Annotated in this window: 13 protein-coding genes; 4 read left to right on the top strand and 9 right to left on the bottom strand. The window is 31.9% G+C overall.

Going from position 1 to position 15,524, the window contains the following annotated elements; all coding sequences use genetic code 11:
- Positions 1-56: 56 nt before the first annotated feature.
- Positions 57-1,730 carry a transcription termination factor Rho gene (gene rho, locus HM982_RS03065; protein WP_179351647.1) on the top strand — a complete coding sequence of 558 codons (1,674 nt, stop codon included), beginning with the start codon at positions 57-59 and terminating at the stop codon, positions 1,728-1,730.
- A 68-nt stretch (positions 1,731-1,798) separates the two neighbouring features.
- Here rho and HM982_RS03060 read toward each other — a convergent pair whose 3' ends face one another.
- The 8 genes from HM982_RS03060 to HM982_RS03030 form a co-directional block, all read right to left on the bottom strand.
- Complete coding sequence (locus HM982_RS03060) at positions 1,799-2,257, bottom strand: RNA methyltransferase (protein WP_179351646.1); 459 nt, start codon at positions 2,255-2,257, stop codon at positions 1,799-1,801.
- 105 nt (positions 2,258-2,362) lie between these two features.
- Entirely contained in the window at positions 2,363-3,379 is a 1,017-nt protein-coding gene (locus HM982_RS03055; protein ID WP_179351645.1) for a helix-turn-helix domain-containing protein, read from the bottom strand.
- A 71-nt stretch (positions 3,380-3,450) separates the two neighbouring features.
- On the bottom strand, positions 3,451-3,585 hold the full coding sequence (locus HM982_RS18610; RefSeq protein ID WP_262886533.1) for a hypothetical protein: 135 nt from the start codon (positions 3,583-3,585) through the stop codon (positions 3,451-3,453).
- Between the two features lie 265 nt (positions 3,586-3,850).
- Positions 3,851-3,988 (bottom strand): lmo0937 family membrane protein, encoded by a 138-nt coding sequence (locus HM982_RS03050; RefSeq protein WP_179351644.1) that lies wholly within the window; start codon positions 3,986-3,988, stop codon positions 3,851-3,853.
- A 153-nt stretch (positions 3,989-4,141) separates the two neighbouring features.
- Complete coding sequence (locus HM982_RS03045; RefSeq protein ID WP_179351643.1) at positions 4,142-5,923, bottom strand: CHASE3 domain-containing protein; 1,782 nt, start codon at positions 5,921-5,923, stop codon at positions 4,142-4,144.
- A 3-nt stretch (positions 5,924-5,926) separates the two neighbouring features.
- Positions 5,927-6,373, bottom strand: a complete 447-nt coding sequence (locus tag HM982_RS03040; RefSeq protein ID WP_179351642.1) for a response regulator — start codon at positions 6,371-6,373, stop codon at positions 5,927-5,929.
- An 18-nt stretch (positions 6,374-6,391) separates the two neighbouring features.
- Positions 6,392-6,949 (bottom strand): helix-turn-helix domain-containing protein, encoded by a 558-nt coding sequence (locus HM982_RS03035; protein ID WP_179351641.1) that lies wholly within the window; start codon positions 6,947-6,949, stop codon positions 6,392-6,394.
- 207 nt (positions 6,950-7,156) lie between these two features.
- Complete coding sequence (locus HM982_RS03030) at positions 7,157-7,687, bottom strand: lipid-binding SYLF domain-containing protein (RefSeq protein ID WP_179351640.1); 531 nt, start codon at positions 7,685-7,687, stop codon at positions 7,157-7,159.
- 239 nt (positions 7,688-7,926) lie between these two features.
- Between HM982_RS03030 and HM982_RS03025 the strand changes: the two genes are divergently transcribed.
- Positions 7,927-9,003: a formylglycine-generating enzyme family protein gene (locus HM982_RS03025; protein ID WP_179351639.1), complete on the top strand. Its 1,077-nt coding sequence runs from the start codon at positions 7,927-7,929 to the stop codon at positions 9,001-9,003.
- 10 nt (positions 9,004-9,013) lie between these two features.
- On the opposite strand, the gene HM982_RS03020 is transcribed toward HM982_RS03025, so the two are convergent.
- Positions 9,014-10,180 carry a baeRF7 domain-containing protein gene (locus HM982_RS03020; RefSeq protein ID WP_179351638.1) on the bottom strand — a complete coding sequence of 389 codons (1,167 nt, stop codon included), beginning with the start codon at positions 10,178-10,180 and terminating at the stop codon, positions 9,014-9,016.
- 463 nt (positions 10,181-10,643) lie between these two features.
- On the opposite strand from HM982_RS03020, the gene HM982_RS03015 reads away from it, so the two are divergent.
- A complete protein-coding gene (locus tag HM982_RS03015; protein WP_179351637.1) occupies positions 10,644-12,278 on the top strand; it encodes a DUF6377 domain-containing protein in 1,635 nt (544 codons plus the stop codon).
- A 287-nt stretch (positions 12,279-12,565) separates the two neighbouring features.
- Positions 12,566-15,514 carry a SusC/RagA family TonB-linked outer membrane protein gene (locus HM982_RS03010; RefSeq protein WP_179351636.1) on the top strand — a complete coding sequence of 983 codons (2,949 nt, stop codon included), beginning with the start codon at positions 12,566-12,568 and terminating at the stop codon, positions 15,512-15,514.
- The last annotated feature ends 10 nt before the right edge of the window (positions 15,515-15,524 follow it).

The following is a 15,524-nucleotide window of genomic DNA, read 5'->3' as shown; positions in this document are numbered from 1 at the left end:
TTTAGAAAATATTGATTTAATAATATCAAAATTATAATACATATATAACATACAGAATGTTTGAAATTTCTCAGTTAAAAGCTAAAAAACTTCCTGAATTACAGGAAATAGCAAAACAACTAAACGTACCAAAATACCGTACTCAAAAAAAACTAGACCTGGTTTACAAAATCTTGGACTACCAAGCTGCTAACCCAGAAGAGGTCAAAGCTAAGGTTGAGACAGAAAAAACACCAGAGAAAAAAGCGCCAAGTAAACCGACACAGAAACGTGCTAGAGTACAGAAAGCACCTAAAGATGGTAAAGACCAAAAATCTTTAGAATTTTCGGACAACAAAGCAGAAGCTGCTGCAGTTAAGCCTCAAGAAAAGAAGAAACCCGCACCTCGTAAACCTCAAGAACGTAAAGCTCAAGAGGACAAATCGAAAACAGATACAACTTCAAAAGACAAAACTCAGAATAAACCTCAAGAACAAAAGAAGCCTAATCCTCGTAAAGACGACAATAGACGTCCTCAAAACAAGGATAATAGACAAACACGTTCTAAAGATGGTAACAATAAAAATAATGGCAATAAGGATAGCAGAAATCGTTACCGCGAGCCTGATTATGAATTTGATGCTATCATTGAGAGTGAAGGTGTATTAGATATTATGCAAGATGGTTATGGATTTTTAAGATCTTCGGATTACAATTACCTTTCCTCTCCTGATGATATTTATGTATCCCAATCTCAAATTAGATTATTTGGCTTAAAAACAGGTGATACCGTTCTTGGACGTGTAAGACCTCCTAAAGAAGGTGAAAAATATTTTCCACTTATTAAAGTGAGTAAAATCAACGGTCAAAACCCTAATGTTGTTAGAGATCGTGTTGCTTTTGAGCACTTAACACCATTATTTCCTCAAGAAAAATTCAATATTGCTGAACGACAAGCCACAATTTCTACACGAATAATGGATTTGTTTTCTCCTATTGGTAAAGGGCAACGTGGTATGATTGTATCACAGCCTAAAACAGGAAAAACCATGTTACTTAAGGATGTGGCTAATGCTATTGCAGCAAATCATCCTGAAGTTTATCAAATGATTTTATTAATTGATGAACGTCCTGAAGAAGTAACAGATATGCAACGTAATGTACGTGGTGAAGTTATTGCTTCTACTTTTGATAAAGAAGCTCACGAACACGTTAGAATTGCTAATATTGTTTTAGAAAAAGCAAAACGATTAGTAGAATGCGGACACGATGTGGTTATATTATTAGATTCTATTACGCGTTTAGCAAGAGCTTACAACACCGTACAACCAGCATCTGGTAAAATACTTTCGGGTGGTGTTGATGCTAATGCCTTACACAAACCAAAACGTTTCTTTGGTGCTGCTCGTAACATCGAAAATGGTGGTTCTTTAACTATTATTGCGACGGCATTGACCGAAACTGGTTCTAAAATGGACGAAGTAATCTTTGAAGAATTTAAAGGAACTGGTAATATGGAATTACAGTTAGATCGTAAGATTTCTAACCGTCGTATTTTCCCAGCGATAGATTTAACCTCATCGAGTACAAGACGTGATGATATCTTATTAGACGAAACAACGATTCAAAGAATGTGGGTAATGCGTAAGTACTTAGCTGACATGAATCCGGTTGAAGCTATGGAATTTATTAATGATCGTTTTAAGCAAACAAAAAATAATGAAGAGTTTTTAATTTCTATGAATGGTTAAAACCCTTTTTAATTCATAACAACAAACCTTGAGCATAATGTTCAAGGTTTTTTTATGTGCAATAAGAACTAAACTCGAGGTTTATCAATGCCTCTATCATACATAATTATGCTTCCTGCAACAGCTACATTGAGGCTTAATTGTGATTTAAATTTTATTAGAAAATGACTTTTATTTATGGCTTCGTTAGATAAGCCATGGTCTTCTGCACCTAGCAGATAAACACAACGTCTAGGATGATTAAAAGTCTCTAAAGCAACAGCCTCATCGGTTAATTCTACACCAACCAGTCGTGCGCCTTTAGGCAGGTTATTAAAGAAGTCTTCAAAAGTTTCGTAGTGGAAGTATGGCATGGATTTAACTGCATTGTGTGTATCACATGCTTGCTTAGCATAACGGTTACCAATCGTAAAAATAAAACTAGCGCCTAAATTTTGAGCTGACCGCCATAATACGCCTAGATTTTCTGGTGTTTTTCCGTTTTGGATGCCAATACCAAAGAATTCATTTTTTAAATTATCATTCATCGGTCAAAAATATAAATTTCATTTTATATTTAAGGTGAATCAAAAAATGAAAAAGCGGTTGAATAACTATTAAATATAATACTTACTCAACCGCATTTATATATGTTATGCTGTAGCAGCTAACTTATTGTTTTGTTTGTACTCTATTGGTGAGCACTTATATTGTTCTTTAAAGATTTTAGAAAAATAACTTCTACTTGAAAATCCAAGTGAGTACACAATTTCAGAAATATTTAAGTCGGTATTTTTTATAAGCTCTTCCGATTTTTTAACTCTAACATATCTTATATAATTATTCAAAGTCTTATCGTGCATTAACTTAAAGCCTTCTTGAACTTTAGCTGGACTAATTGAAATCTTTGCTGCTAATTCTGTGACACTTAAATTAGTTTCAGGAAAATTGTTAATATAATCAGACAATTCTTTAACCTGTTTTAACTCGTAAGCTGTTAGTGATCCTGATGGATTTTTATCGCTTTTTACATCAATTGAATGTTGTTCTATTTCCATAGCAAGTATAACATTAACTAAACCTTGTATAAGTAGCGTTCTTACAACTCCAGATTGTTTTATAGCTTTTAATTGTTTTATGCTATCAGCAATTTTTAAATTATAAGATCCAATGTAACTGTAATCTTTTGTGTTATTTTTTATAAAAATTTCAGAAACCATTTTGTTAATCGTGTGTTCTCTCGAACTTCGTTTAGATGTATTAACTGAAATAATTGTGGCATTGACGTATATATCTTTATAAAAATTGATATGATTTTCATTTGTTGTTATATTGGCCGATACACCCGTTTGGAATGTCTCAACTGTTTTAACTCGGTTGGTGTTTAAAAAAGAATGCGATAATCGACCTTCTTTACAATAAAGGAAATTAGCAACGGCACGTTGTGGACTTTTGATAACAAATTTTACGTCTTCTTTGAATTTTATATCAAATTCTACAAACGTAGTATCTCTTTCTAACTCTATACCTCTAATGAATCCTTTGCCAACGCCATTATCGATATATAATTCTCCTTCATTAAACTGTGTCGTAAATGTTCCACCTATTGTATTTTTTAAAGCTTGAAACATAGCTTGCAAATTGGTTGCTTTGATATCTATAATTTTCATGATTATTGGTTTTATGGTTAGACTAATTGATTGTTATTATTAAAATGTGGTTGTAATTAAGTAATTGAAACTTAAATCAACTGCTTCTTCTGTTCTACCTTATGAGGTTGGTCATTAAGGTTTGTTTTTGTATTTAAATTCGGTTTAGGGAATATCCTACCTACTTTTGAAAATTGATTTTGAATAAGTTGTGATGTAAATTTCATGGTCGTTAGTTTTTAGTTCTACATTGCTGATACAAAGAAACAACCACAAGCCTTGTTTTCTGTTATACAATTCCAATGTTTTGTTACAAGATTCAGGATTTATGTTAAACAAAACTTAAAAGAAGAGGTTAATTTTTTAATAATTAGCGGGAGATAACGGCATGCATTCTATTGGTAATTAACAACATATACTATTTACTATGTGTTAACAGAGTAGAAAAGAAAATAATTAAAAAGAAACAAGTCTTGTTTAGACTTACGATACTTACTTACTAAGAGAAATCAAGATAAAAAAAGCCAGCACCAATAATAAATGAATTTCAGAATTGAGAGAAAATACGAAATAGCCTAATGCCCATAGGATAATTAATAGCACAAGAAAGATATAGAGCAAGGTTTTCATAAAACAAATAGCATAGATTTAAGACTTTAGTATTAAAAGCATATTAATCTATAGGGGGAAGAAGAATCATCATAATATGCTGAACACCAAATAATAGACAAATATCCTTAATAGAAATCTGTTAGTGTTATACAATTTCAATAATATTTTATACTATTTTAAGAAAGGTAAGTAAATTGTAAAAGTTGCACCTATATTAGGTTGTCCTTCTGCGAGGATTACACCATTATGATTGTCAACAATTTTTTTGCATATGGCTAAACCAATACCCGTACCAGAATATTCAGATTTGCCGTGTAACCTATTAAAAAGGTCAAAAATCTTTTCACCATAAATTTGATCAAACCCAATACCATTATCTGTAAATGTAATTTTGTGATGGTATTTAAACAAGGATTTATTTAATATCTCAACAACATCATCTGAGCTAACTTCCTGATGAGTAATTTCTATTTTAGGTGCCACGCCTTCTTTTGAGTATTTTAAAGAGTTGCTAAGTAAATTAATAAACAATTGTTGTATTTGGAAAGAAACGACTTCCATGGTAGGCAAATCAGCACTGATAACAACAGCATTTTTAGCCTCAATACTATCTGACAATTCTTGTTTAGCATTCTCTAATAGAATGTTCATGTTGGTACGCTTAAATTCACTATCAGAATTATTAGTTCGCGAATACTGAAGTAAATCTTCTATTAACATTCGCATTCTTGCCGAAGAAGATTTTATTTTTTCTAAATAGAATTGTCCTTTTTCTGAAATATTTTCTTTCTCTTTAGTTTCTAAACGCGAAATAAAGGTTTGAATTTTTCTTAAAGGCTCTTGTAAATCGTGACTCGCCACATAATTAAAAGCAGACAGCTCTTTATTGTTGCGTTCTAATTCCTTGTTGCGTTCTTCAATGGTTTCATAATTTTTTAAATCATCGGTAATATCCATCGTTATACCAAGTAAAAATTTTTCACCAAGTTCAGAATCCATTAGCTGCCCGTAGCCTCTTAAGCATCTCACGGTTCCATCTTTATGTACAACTCTATAATTAATAAAAGGAAATTTCTCTTCCTTAAACATCAAATTAATTTGTTGCCCTAAAATTTCGCGATCATCATCATGCACATAACTCATATAGTTTTCTAAAGTAGACTCAAAACTCTGAGGTTCTTCACCTATTAAACGGTACAAATTATCAGAAAACTTAAACGTATTATTCTCTATATCCCAAACCCATGTACTACTATCATTAATAATTTCAGCCTGTTCAGTTAGCTGTTTAAATATTTCTAAATCTTCGTTATTATCTTTTAATATTTTTAAATCCCGATTAATTTTAGCATAAGCTACAAGCAATAATACTAGTGTTATAATTAAAATTCCATACAAGAATAAAGGGGTTGTACCAATGGCTTGTTCATTCTTTTTCTGATTTTCTAATAACATTTTGTTTTCAAAATCTAACATTACAGAAATATCATCACGAATGCGATCCATTTTATATTTACCTTCATGCAACAAAATGAATAACTCATTACTAAGAGCACTTTTATCTTCAACAATGTCTAAGGATTTATTGAATATTATAAACCGTTTAGCAATATCAATTTCTAGTTGATTTAGATTTTTACGTTGTCCATTATTTTTAATGATTAAAGTATCTAACCTATTAAGATTGTTGGTTATTTTATCTATACTTTCTTGGTAGGGCTCTAAAAACAGCGAATCATTGGTGAGTAAAAAACCTCTATGACCTAACTCAGCATCTTTAAGGTTAGATATAATAGTTTCTAATTCATTTCTTAAGTTGTAAGTATCCATTACAACCTCTGAGGTTTGAGAAAGTGAACCTAAATGTTTATATGTTATGCCTCCTATGCACAATATAACGAAGAGTCCAACGCCAAATACAATTTTTAAAAGTTTACTAGGAGTTAATAGCATAATTTATAGACGTAATAAAAAGTTTTCTTTGTTTAAACCACTGGTATGATACTGCCAATTTGTAGTCACAACTTCAGAAAGCACTTTTTTTAACTTTTCGAAATCATTTGGTTTAGTAATATAAATATTAGCCCCTAACACAAATGTTTTTTCTACATCTTCTTCTGAGGAGGACGTAGAATAAATGGCTATGATTAAATCTTTAAATTTGGTATTTAATTTAATTTCCTTTAGGCATTCTATACCTGATTTCTTGGGCATGTTTAAATCTAAAAACAATAAATCAGGAAGCACATTGCTTTCTTGTTCTAAATGTAACATCAAATCTATACCGTCCTTAAAGGTCGTTACTTTATTTTTTATCTTTAGTTCTTCAAAAGCTTCGGTAAAAAAGAATCTATCATCTTCATCATCATCAGCTAGAGCTATATTGATGTATTCTTTATTCATAGTGGCAAATATTTTAAATTACTCTATACTGTTTCCTTTTCTTTTAGCAATAATGCGCTGAAAAGCTGAAGGGGTTATTCCTGTGGTATTTTTAAACTGCTTACTTAAATGCGCTACACTAGAGTAATTTAGTTTATATGCAATCTCGGTTAAAGAAAGTTCTTCTTTTGTCAATAATATTTTGGTGTATTCTATCTTCTGTAGAATGACATAATTTTCTATTGAAGTATACGTTATTTCTGAAAATAAATTAGAAAGATAATTATAATTTTGATCTAATTTTTCTGCCAAAAACACCGATGTGTTTACATTGATATTATTTTGTTCATTAAATACCATATCTGTAATAGCATCTTTAATTTTCTGAACCATAATTTTTTTAGCATCTTCAATTACGTAAATACCGTAATCTTCAATGCTACTATTGAATGCATCTAACTGTTCACGCGTTACTTTTTCAAGGAGTTCAACTTCTCCAAATGCTGTTTGTTGAAACTTAAAATTACAAGCGTTTAGTTTTTCTTGTAAAATAGTATTGCAGATTTTAGTGAAATCGAATTTTAAAAATAATTTCATTTTATATTTTTAACGCACTTGATTAATATACGAATTTGAGTAAATCAAATTTAATATTAAAATTTACATAAATCACTATGTTTTTTTATTGAATTTTTAAGAACCTAAGACAAAAATTATTAAATGATAATATGATTTTTTAAATACGCATAAAAGCCGATTGTTGAAATCGACTTTTATATACGCTTATAAGATTTTGTTAATTATTTAGAATTCTGAGTAGCTAAATACTAAACCACCAATTGAGGCATCTGCCATTGCACCAGCTTTAGATTTAACAAAGACCACAACGCCATCGTTGTAATTCGCTTTTTTACTAGCTCCTTTGTCTACTATTACGGCTTTAGCTTCTGCAGAAAACTCTAAAGTTTCTTCTTTAAACTCATTTAATGCATCTTCTGTTTCAAAGAAAACAACCTGCATATAAGATTCACCACCTGCCTGAATTCCGACGTCTAACTTTTTCATATCAGCCATACCTACAGGAGTACCGTTCTCATAAAGAACACCATTACCTGATGCTGCACCTACAACTAATGCACCTTCTCCTACATTTGGAAAAACAACATATCCCGTTGAATTGCTAAAAAACTTCTCTAAACCAATGTCTGATTTCTTTAATTTTGAAATTGCTTTTTCTGCATCTTTCATTACACGCTTATCATCTGCGTTTTGAGAAAAAGCAAATACGGTTACAAACGTCAGTGCTAATGTTGCTATTAAATTTCTAATTTTCATAATTTCTAATTTTATTGATTATACATTTATTATTTACTGAAAGTTTTAAAAGACTATGCTTAAACTCTCACACTGTAAATCTATGATTATTAACTCCTTGTAGTTGATGCAATTAAATTAATTCTTAATGCTTTTAATTAACTATCAGATTTTCAGTATCAAAAAAACACTTAAATACCTACAGCATTCAAATCTTATTTAACTGTAATTATTATTTAATATCTTTCCACAAAAAATTAATGACCTTCAATTATAAATCATCCTTATTATATATCGCTTGTTTTTCTCTTAGCTTAACAAGCTGTAAAGACGTTGATAAAACTGCTACCGAAAAAACAACCTCAACCATACAAATTGAAACACCTGAAGGTATGGTTTGGGTACCTCGTAAAACATTTTTACAAGGTGCTAAAGCTGATGACCCTTATGCAATGGAACGTGAAAAACCCGCACATAAAGTCACTGTAGATGGTTTTTTTATAGATATTACCGAAGTAACCAACAAGCAATTTAAAGCTTTTACAGACGCTACAGGTTATATTACTATTGCAGAACAACCAATTGATTGGGAAGAAATGAAAGCTACGCTACCACCCGGCACACCCAAACCGCACGACTCTATTTTGAGACCAGGTAGTTTAACCTTTAATAAAAATGTCAATGCAATCGCTAACATGCAAAATTATGGCCAATGGTGGACATGGCAAACTGGCGCCAATTGGAAACAACCACAAGGTCCTGACTCTTCTATAGAAGGCCAAGATGATTTTCCTGTGGTTCATGTCGCTTATGAAGATGCATTAGCTTATTGTGAGTGGGCTAATAGAAGGTTACCTACGGAAGCAGAATGGGAAGCTGCTGCTCTTGGCGAAAACGATAATACTATTTTTACTTGGGGAAACAATGCGGATGTTTTAAACGAAAAAGCAAACACTTGGCAAGGGGTTTTTCCTACTGTTAACAAACCTATTGATGGTTTTAAATACATCGCACCTGTTAAGTCTTATGAACCGAATTCTATAGGACTGTACGACATGGCCGGAAATGTATGGGAAATGACGAGCGACTTCTTTAATGTCAATTATTATAAATCTTTAGACCCTAAAAAAACTCAAGTTAACCCTCAAGGGGCAAGCAAAGCTTACAACCCCAATAATCCTTACATACAAGAACGCATCATAAAGAGTGGGTCATTTCTTTGTAATGCGTCCTATTGTGCTAGTTTTAGGATATCAGCAAAAATGGCTGTGAGCACGGATTCTGGCTCCGATCATACCGGATTTAGAACCGTTGCAACCACAGATATGCTTCAGTAAATTTATATTTTTAATACCTGCACAAGGCATTAACTTTTGCATTTGAATCTGGCATATCTTCTTTTTCTAATAAGAAAACATCACCACCTTTTAAGAGTGTTTTTATCGCTGCTAAATTCATTAACGAAATAGTGTTTTTATCTTCTTCACTTTTTTCACTTTCAGTGACGGCTATACGTTCATTTTCATTTTTATAGTTACCTAAAACATCTGCTTTATTTTCACAAAATAAGGTGTCAATTTTTCCGTGTATGGCCGCTTTTAAAACCTTATTTATTCCAACAGCTGTTGTTCCAGTGCCTTGCTCAGTGTTAAAACGTTCTATTTTTGTTTTTCGCTTTTGATCAAATATAGGTGCCATTTTATCCCAAGCGACTTCATGAATCTCGTAAAGATTAGCAGCATCTAGATTAACTTTAATATTAGTGTCAACTAAATAAGGGTAACTATTTACAGTATTATAAATACCATATAGATAGTCTTGAGAAGCAATAAGTAATGGTTTCTTTTCGCCCTTAAAAATATTTAATAAGCCATCATTTATAGCTCTAAAATATTTTTTAATCTCATTTTTTCGTTTTCCAGTTGCGGCTTCGTGGCCGTGAAATACTGCTTGACCACTACCCGCTTGTTGTGTTCTAAATTGTAGATTTTTTTCTTCGTAATCATAGCCTACGCGATCTTGTTTTTGTTCTGGTATTAAGTCTTGTATTAAAATTTCAGTATAGCTGTGTGCAGTACAATCATACAAATTAACATTACCTAAATCTAGGGTCATTAGATAAAAATCACCATCATCAACAAACATAGGCATCAAAGGTTTTAAGTAGAATGATGTTGATACATAATTAAAGGCTTCAAAATACACAGGAAGTGTATGTTTTTCAAAAAAATCTTCGGTGATAAAAATGGCTAAACCATCTGATTGTTCACGCCAAAACGGACTGTTATCAACGAGTTCTTGTGCCGGACGTAACAACTTATTAATTGCCTTCTCTTGCATGCCTTTATTAGATAATTTTTGTTTTACTTTTTTAAGCTCATTTTTTAACGCTAATGCATCTTCTTGCTGCAGTACTTTTTCGCCTGCTCTATGCGTGGGTACAAATATTGAAACACAATATTCACTGTTAATATGATATAAATCTTCTATTTTTTGTTTTGATATTAAAGTCATAATTTCTCGGTTTTAAATTATTAATCATTTCTAGAAACTACACTAAGCACATATCATACGGAATAACAATTACCACCTGAAAAATCAATTTATTACTCGTAATTTATAAATTTATCTGAACTCAGATGAACACTCCAAATCATAAGTTTCTTAGCGGCATTATCAATTCTGTGTAAAATTAAAATCAGATATTTTTAAATGAATAGAATTTCACCACTGAATTTATTAATTTCTAGTTTTAAATTTTACTTAAAATAAATTTCTAAATACAAACCAATTAGCTCATTTGAAGTAAAGATTGATTGGAATCAGTTAAAACGGTTTAGGTGCTAAATAATATTATAAAATAAATTTTTGTTGAATTAAAATTGAGTGAGTGATTCTAAAAAAGATAAGTTATGTAATTTTATAATAATATTTTCGAACTTCAGTGGCATTAAATTAATCCTAACTTTCTGTAATATTGAAATATTTATATATAATAATCGTCTTATTTTGTTTTCAAAACACCTCTGCAGAGCAACGTTTAGATTCTTTAACCTCTGTGCTTGAATCTAAAATGCACAAGAGAGCGACTTATGACCAACAAAAAAAAGAGCGCATAGAAAAACTTAGAGAGCAGGCTTTTAGCACCTCTTCACTAAAAGAAAAACACCTCATTTTAAATAAAATTATTCAAGAATATGAATTTTACAATTTTGATAAAGCATTAGAATATCTTGAGAAAAATATAGAAATCGCAGAGCAGTTAAATAATGATGTCTTTATTAATAATTCAAAAATAGCTTTAAGCCTTTTACTTGCAGACTCCGGACGCTACAAAGAATCAATAGATGCTCTAAATGAAATTAAACGAGATTCTCTACCAGAATCTTTAGTAACCAGTTATTATATCGCCTGTGCAGAAGGTTACTCCGGACTAGCTTACAATACAAGTGTTAAACGAAGTAAAGCTCAATATTCAAAATTATACACAGCTTACCAAGACTCTCTTTACCCTAGGCTATCGCCAAATTCGGAAGCCGCCTTACGTTTGCAAGAAAAGCAACTTAGAGATCAACGACAACTTGATGAAGCTCTAAAAATTAATTCACAACGCTTAGAAGGTATTCAAATGGGATCTCGAAATTTTTCATTAATCACCTTCGAAAGATCACTTCTCTATGAACTAAAAAACAATAGAACACTACAAAAAGAATACCTCATCTTATCTGCGATGTCAGATATTGAAGCTTCTGTAAAAGACAGTGCATCTATGGGTGTTATGGCAAGTATTATGTTTCAAGAAGGTGATATTGACCGAGCACATCGTTACATTAATTTTTCTTTTGATGACGCTAACTTTTACAACTCACAATTGCGTTTTGTAAACATTGCCAATAATCTACCAATGATTACCAAAGCCTATGATGAACGAAACGCCAAACAAAAGGCAAAACTTAAGAGCTTTCTAATATTTATAAGTATTCTTGCTGCATTTTTATCGCTTGCTATTTATTTAGTTTTTAAACAAGTTAAGAAAGTCTCCGAAGCTAAAAACAAATTAAAAATTGCCAATGAAAAACTAAAAGATTTCAATTTAAAATTAAATAATTCTAACGATGAATTAAAACAATTATACTCAGAACTTTCTGAATCTGATAAAGTAAAAGAATATTATGTTGGCACTTTTTTAAGCCTCTATTCCGAATACATAGGGAAACTGGACATTTATAGAAAACTGGTAAGAAAATATATTGTTACCAATAAAACAAAAGACCTTTTAGAGCTTACAAAAACAAAGCAGGTGGTCGCTGACGAAATAAAACTTTTTTACAAAAACTTTGATGAATCATTTCTTCATATTCATCCAAATTTTATTGAGGATGTAAATACATTGCTAGCTAAAGAAGGACAACTGACTCCAAAAAAAAGCGAGGCATTAAATACAGAGCTCCGCATTCTAGCCTTGATTAGACTCGGAATAACAAGTAGCTCAAGAATCTCTAAAATCTTAAGATATTCTGTAAATACAATTTATAATTACAGAGTTAAGGTCAGAAATAATGCTATTGGAGACCGAAACACCTTTGAAGAGATGGTAAAAAACCTAGGTTAAAATTACAAAAACACCAATTTTACTTAATTATTTTACCAAATTCACATTTAATTTGCTACTTTTTTCAAATATATATCTACCTTTTTTCTAACCAAGAAAAATCACAAAGCATTAAAAGTCAAATGTTTACATTAAAAAACAAGCTTTTAAAATCTACTTTTTAACTACGTCTCATTGTTTTCTACTTTAATAAGTAATTATTTTGTACAAAACACATTAACAACATTAAATATGTGTTAAGATATTTCTAAATGAAATTAAGACAAATGAGCCATAATTTATAAACAATGAGTAGTATTAAAAACATACAAAAGATAGTCGTTTTATTAGCAATGTTGGTTATGTCAACCGCGTATGCTCAAGAAAAAACAATTAGTGGTAATGTTACAGATTCTAACGGGTTTCCAATTCCAGGAGTTTCTGTAATTATTAAAAATACCACCACAGGAACATCTACCAATTTTGATGGTTTCTACGAATTAACAGGGAATTTCAACGAAACTACAGTTATAGTTTTCTCCTATATAGGAATGACAACCGTAGAAGAGTCTGTTGGTACATCAAATGAAATCAATGTGGTTCTTAACGAAGATTTACAAATGCTAAATGAGGTCGTTGTAATGGGTTACGGAACACAAGTAAAAAAAGATATTACAGGGTCCGTTTCAATTGTAGATTCCGAATCTTTTGAGTCTAGACCAAACACGCAAGTTGGCTCATTATTGCAAGGGCAATCTGCTGGTGTGCAAGTAACGTCTAATTCTGGGAAGCCTTCTGCTGGTTTTAGTATAAGAATTAGAGGTACAAACTCAATTAACGCAGGTAGTGAGCCGCTTTATGTCGTAGATGGCGTGCCTACAACAGATACAAGGTCTATCAATCCTTCAGATATTGATAGTATCTCAATATTAAAAGATGCCTCGTCCACTGCTATTTACGGAGCCCAAGGAGCTAATGGTGTTGTTTTAATTACCACAAAACGAGGTACCACTGACACCGCTAAAGTAACCTTAGATACCTATACAGGTTTTAATGAAGTATGGAAAACCTTACCGGTTTTAAATGGTGAACAGTACAGAGATCTTATGACCGAAATGGGATTATCTACAGATTGGGACAGCTATACAGAACGAACCGATTGGCAAGATGAAGTATTCCAAAGTGGCTTCTCACAAAACTATCAACTCTCACTATCAGGACGAAGTAATAAAACCAACTATTACGTTTCTGCAGGTTATGTAAGCCAAGAAGGCGCTATTAGAAGTTCTGAGTTAGATCGTTCTAATTTTAAAATTAATTTAGACCAAGAAATTAATGATTGGTTAAAAATTGGGACTCGAATTGCCTATACTACATATAGCGATGTAGATGTAACAGATAATGCCAATGTAAATACTGGAGGTGTTTTATTAGGCGCTTTAACAACACCTTCTATTATAGGAATTTACAATGATGATGGCAGCTTTACTAGCAATCCATTTCAGAACTGGGAAAACCCATTAGCAAGTACAGATGGTAGTGATCGCGAATACAACAGCCAACGCTTTTTAGGTAATATTTATTTACAAGCTAAATTCTTAAACGGCTTTACATACAAATTCAACTACGGTATAGACAACAGTAATGGCATCTATGATTATTTCTTAGACCCGTTTAAAACAGGCTATGGTAGAGCATTAGGTGGACAGTCTATTAACAATACCAATAGTAGCAAATATTACATTGTAGAAAACACCGTTAACTACAAGAAAAACATCAAAAAGCACAATGTTGAAGTGCTTCTAGGATCTGTTAATCAAAAATTCTTATGGGAAAACAGCGCTATTGAAACCCGAAATTTCGCAAGTGAATCTGTCACAACTCCTAATGGTGGTTCTGAGATATTTGGAGCATCAGCTACCAAATCAGAAAAAGCAAATTCGTCTTTTATAAGTCGACTTAATTATGCGTTTGATGACAAGTACTTATTAACTGCAAACTTTAGAGCAGATGGCTCTAGTACATTTGGACCAGATGAACGCTGGGGATATTTCCCTTCTTTTTCACTTGGATGGCGAGTTTCAAACGAAAATTTCCTTAAAAATGTAGATGTCATTAATGACTTAAAAATTAGAGCAGGTTGGGGAATTGTAGGAAATGACCAAATAGGCAACTATGCGTATTTAGGCACCGTAGGCAGTGGAGGAAATTATCCAATTGGAGGTGTCGCTCAACCTGGAACATATCCTGGATCCATTGAAAACTTATCTTTAAAATGGGAAGAGTCTGAACAAACCAATATCGGTATAGACATTCAATTCTTAGACAATAGAATCGGTTTTACAGCCGATGCCTATATTAAAAACACTTCTGATTTACTTTTAAATGCGCCTTTACCAACGTCAACTGGCTTTGAATCTGCAATTCAAAATATTGGAGAACTTCAGAATAAAGGTTTAGAGTTTACACTTAACACAAAAAACATTATATCTGATAACTTTAAATGGTCTTCCGGATTTAATATTTCATTTAATGAAAATGAAGTGACCAATTTAGTTGGACAAGAATTATTTCAAGGAGGAATTGCAGGACGAGGAGAAGCGACTTTAGTTAAAGAAGGCTTACCATTAGGCACACTTTATGGTTATATTTTTGGAGGTGTCGATCCTACAACTGGAAATGCTTATTACATTAATCAAAATGGTGAATCAACCTTTACACCTGAAGCAGATGATCGTGTGATTATTGGTGATGCAAATCCTGATTTCTTTTATACAGTAACCAATACAGTGTCTTATAAGGGTTTTGATTTATTTGTATTCTTACAAGGATCCCAAGGCAACGACATTCTTAACGCCACTAAGATTGAATTAGAAGGTATGTCTGACCCTAAAAACCAATCTATAGAAGTTTTAAACCGATGGAGACAACCTGGAGATATTACAGATATTCCTCGATCTAGCTTTGGAAACACAGACAACTCAAGACTTTCTACACGCTTTGTAGAAGATGCTTCTTACTTAAGATTTAAAGCGATTACGCTGAGTTATAATTTTCCAGAATCTATCATTCAAAGTGCGAATATAAACGCCTTAAAACTCTATGTTACTGGAGAAAATATGTTTACCATAACCAATTACTCTGGTTATGATCCCGAAGTGAATTCGTATGGTTCTAGCAATACCGTTAGAGGTATTGATTTTGGTACATACCCACAAACTAGAAACCTCATATTTGGTATGAGTGTTACATTTTAAAAATATAGTC

The organism is Winogradskyella vidalii (assembly GCF_013403955.1).
GTDB classification, from domain to species: domain Bacteria; phylum Bacteroidota; class Bacteroidia; order Flavobacteriales; family Flavobacteriaceae; genus Winogradskyella; species Winogradskyella vidalii.
The sequence above is the reverse complement of the archived record's forward strand: the minus strand, read 5'-3'. Positions and strand labels throughout refer to the sequence as shown.

Excerpts from the sequence above, each read along its gene's own strand:
- rho (WP_179351647.1), top strand. The coding sequence starts at position 57 with ATGTTTGAAATTTCTCAGTTAAAAGCTAAAAAACTTCCTGAATTACAG.
- HM982_RS03060 (WP_179351646.1), bottom strand. The coding sequence starts at position 2,257 with ATGAATGATAATTTAAAAAATGAATTCTTTGGTATTGGCATCCAAAAC.
- HM982_RS03055 (WP_179351645.1), bottom strand. The coding sequence starts at position 3,379 with ATGAAAATTATAGATATCAAAGCAACCAATTTGCAAGCTATGTTTCAA.
- HM982_RS18610 (WP_262886533.1), bottom strand. The coding sequence starts at position 3,585 with ATGAAATTTACATCACAACTTATTCAAAATCAATTTTCAAAAGTAGGT.
- HM982_RS03050 (WP_179351644.1), bottom strand. The coding sequence starts at position 3,988 with ATGAAAACCTTGCTCTATATCTTTCTTGTGCTATTAATTATCCTATGG.
- HM982_RS03045 (WP_179351643.1), bottom strand. The coding sequence starts at position 5,923 with ATGCTATTAACTCCTAGTAAACTTTTAAAAATTGTATTTGGCGTTGGA.
- HM982_RS03040 (WP_179351642.1), bottom strand. The coding sequence starts at position 6,373 with ATGAATAAAGAATACATCAATATAGCTCTAGCTGATGATGATGAAGAT.
- HM982_RS03035 (WP_179351641.1), bottom strand. The coding sequence starts at position 6,949 with ATGAAATTATTTTTAAAATTCGATTTCACTAAAATCTGCAATACTATT.
- HM982_RS03030 (WP_179351640.1), bottom strand. The coding sequence starts at position 7,687 with ATGAAAATTAGAAATTTAATAGCAACATTAGCACTGACGTTTGTAACC.
- HM982_RS03025 (WP_179351639.1), top strand. The coding sequence starts at position 7,927 with ATGACCTTCAATTATAAATCATCCTTATTATATATCGCTTGTTTTTCT.
- HM982_RS03020 (WP_179351638.1), bottom strand. The coding sequence starts at position 10,180 with ATGACTTTAATATCAAAACAAAAAATAGAAGATTTATATCATATTAAC.
- HM982_RS03010 (WP_179351636.1), top strand. The coding sequence starts at position 12,566 with ATGAGTAGTATTAAAAACATACAAAAGATAGTCGTTTTATTAGCAATG.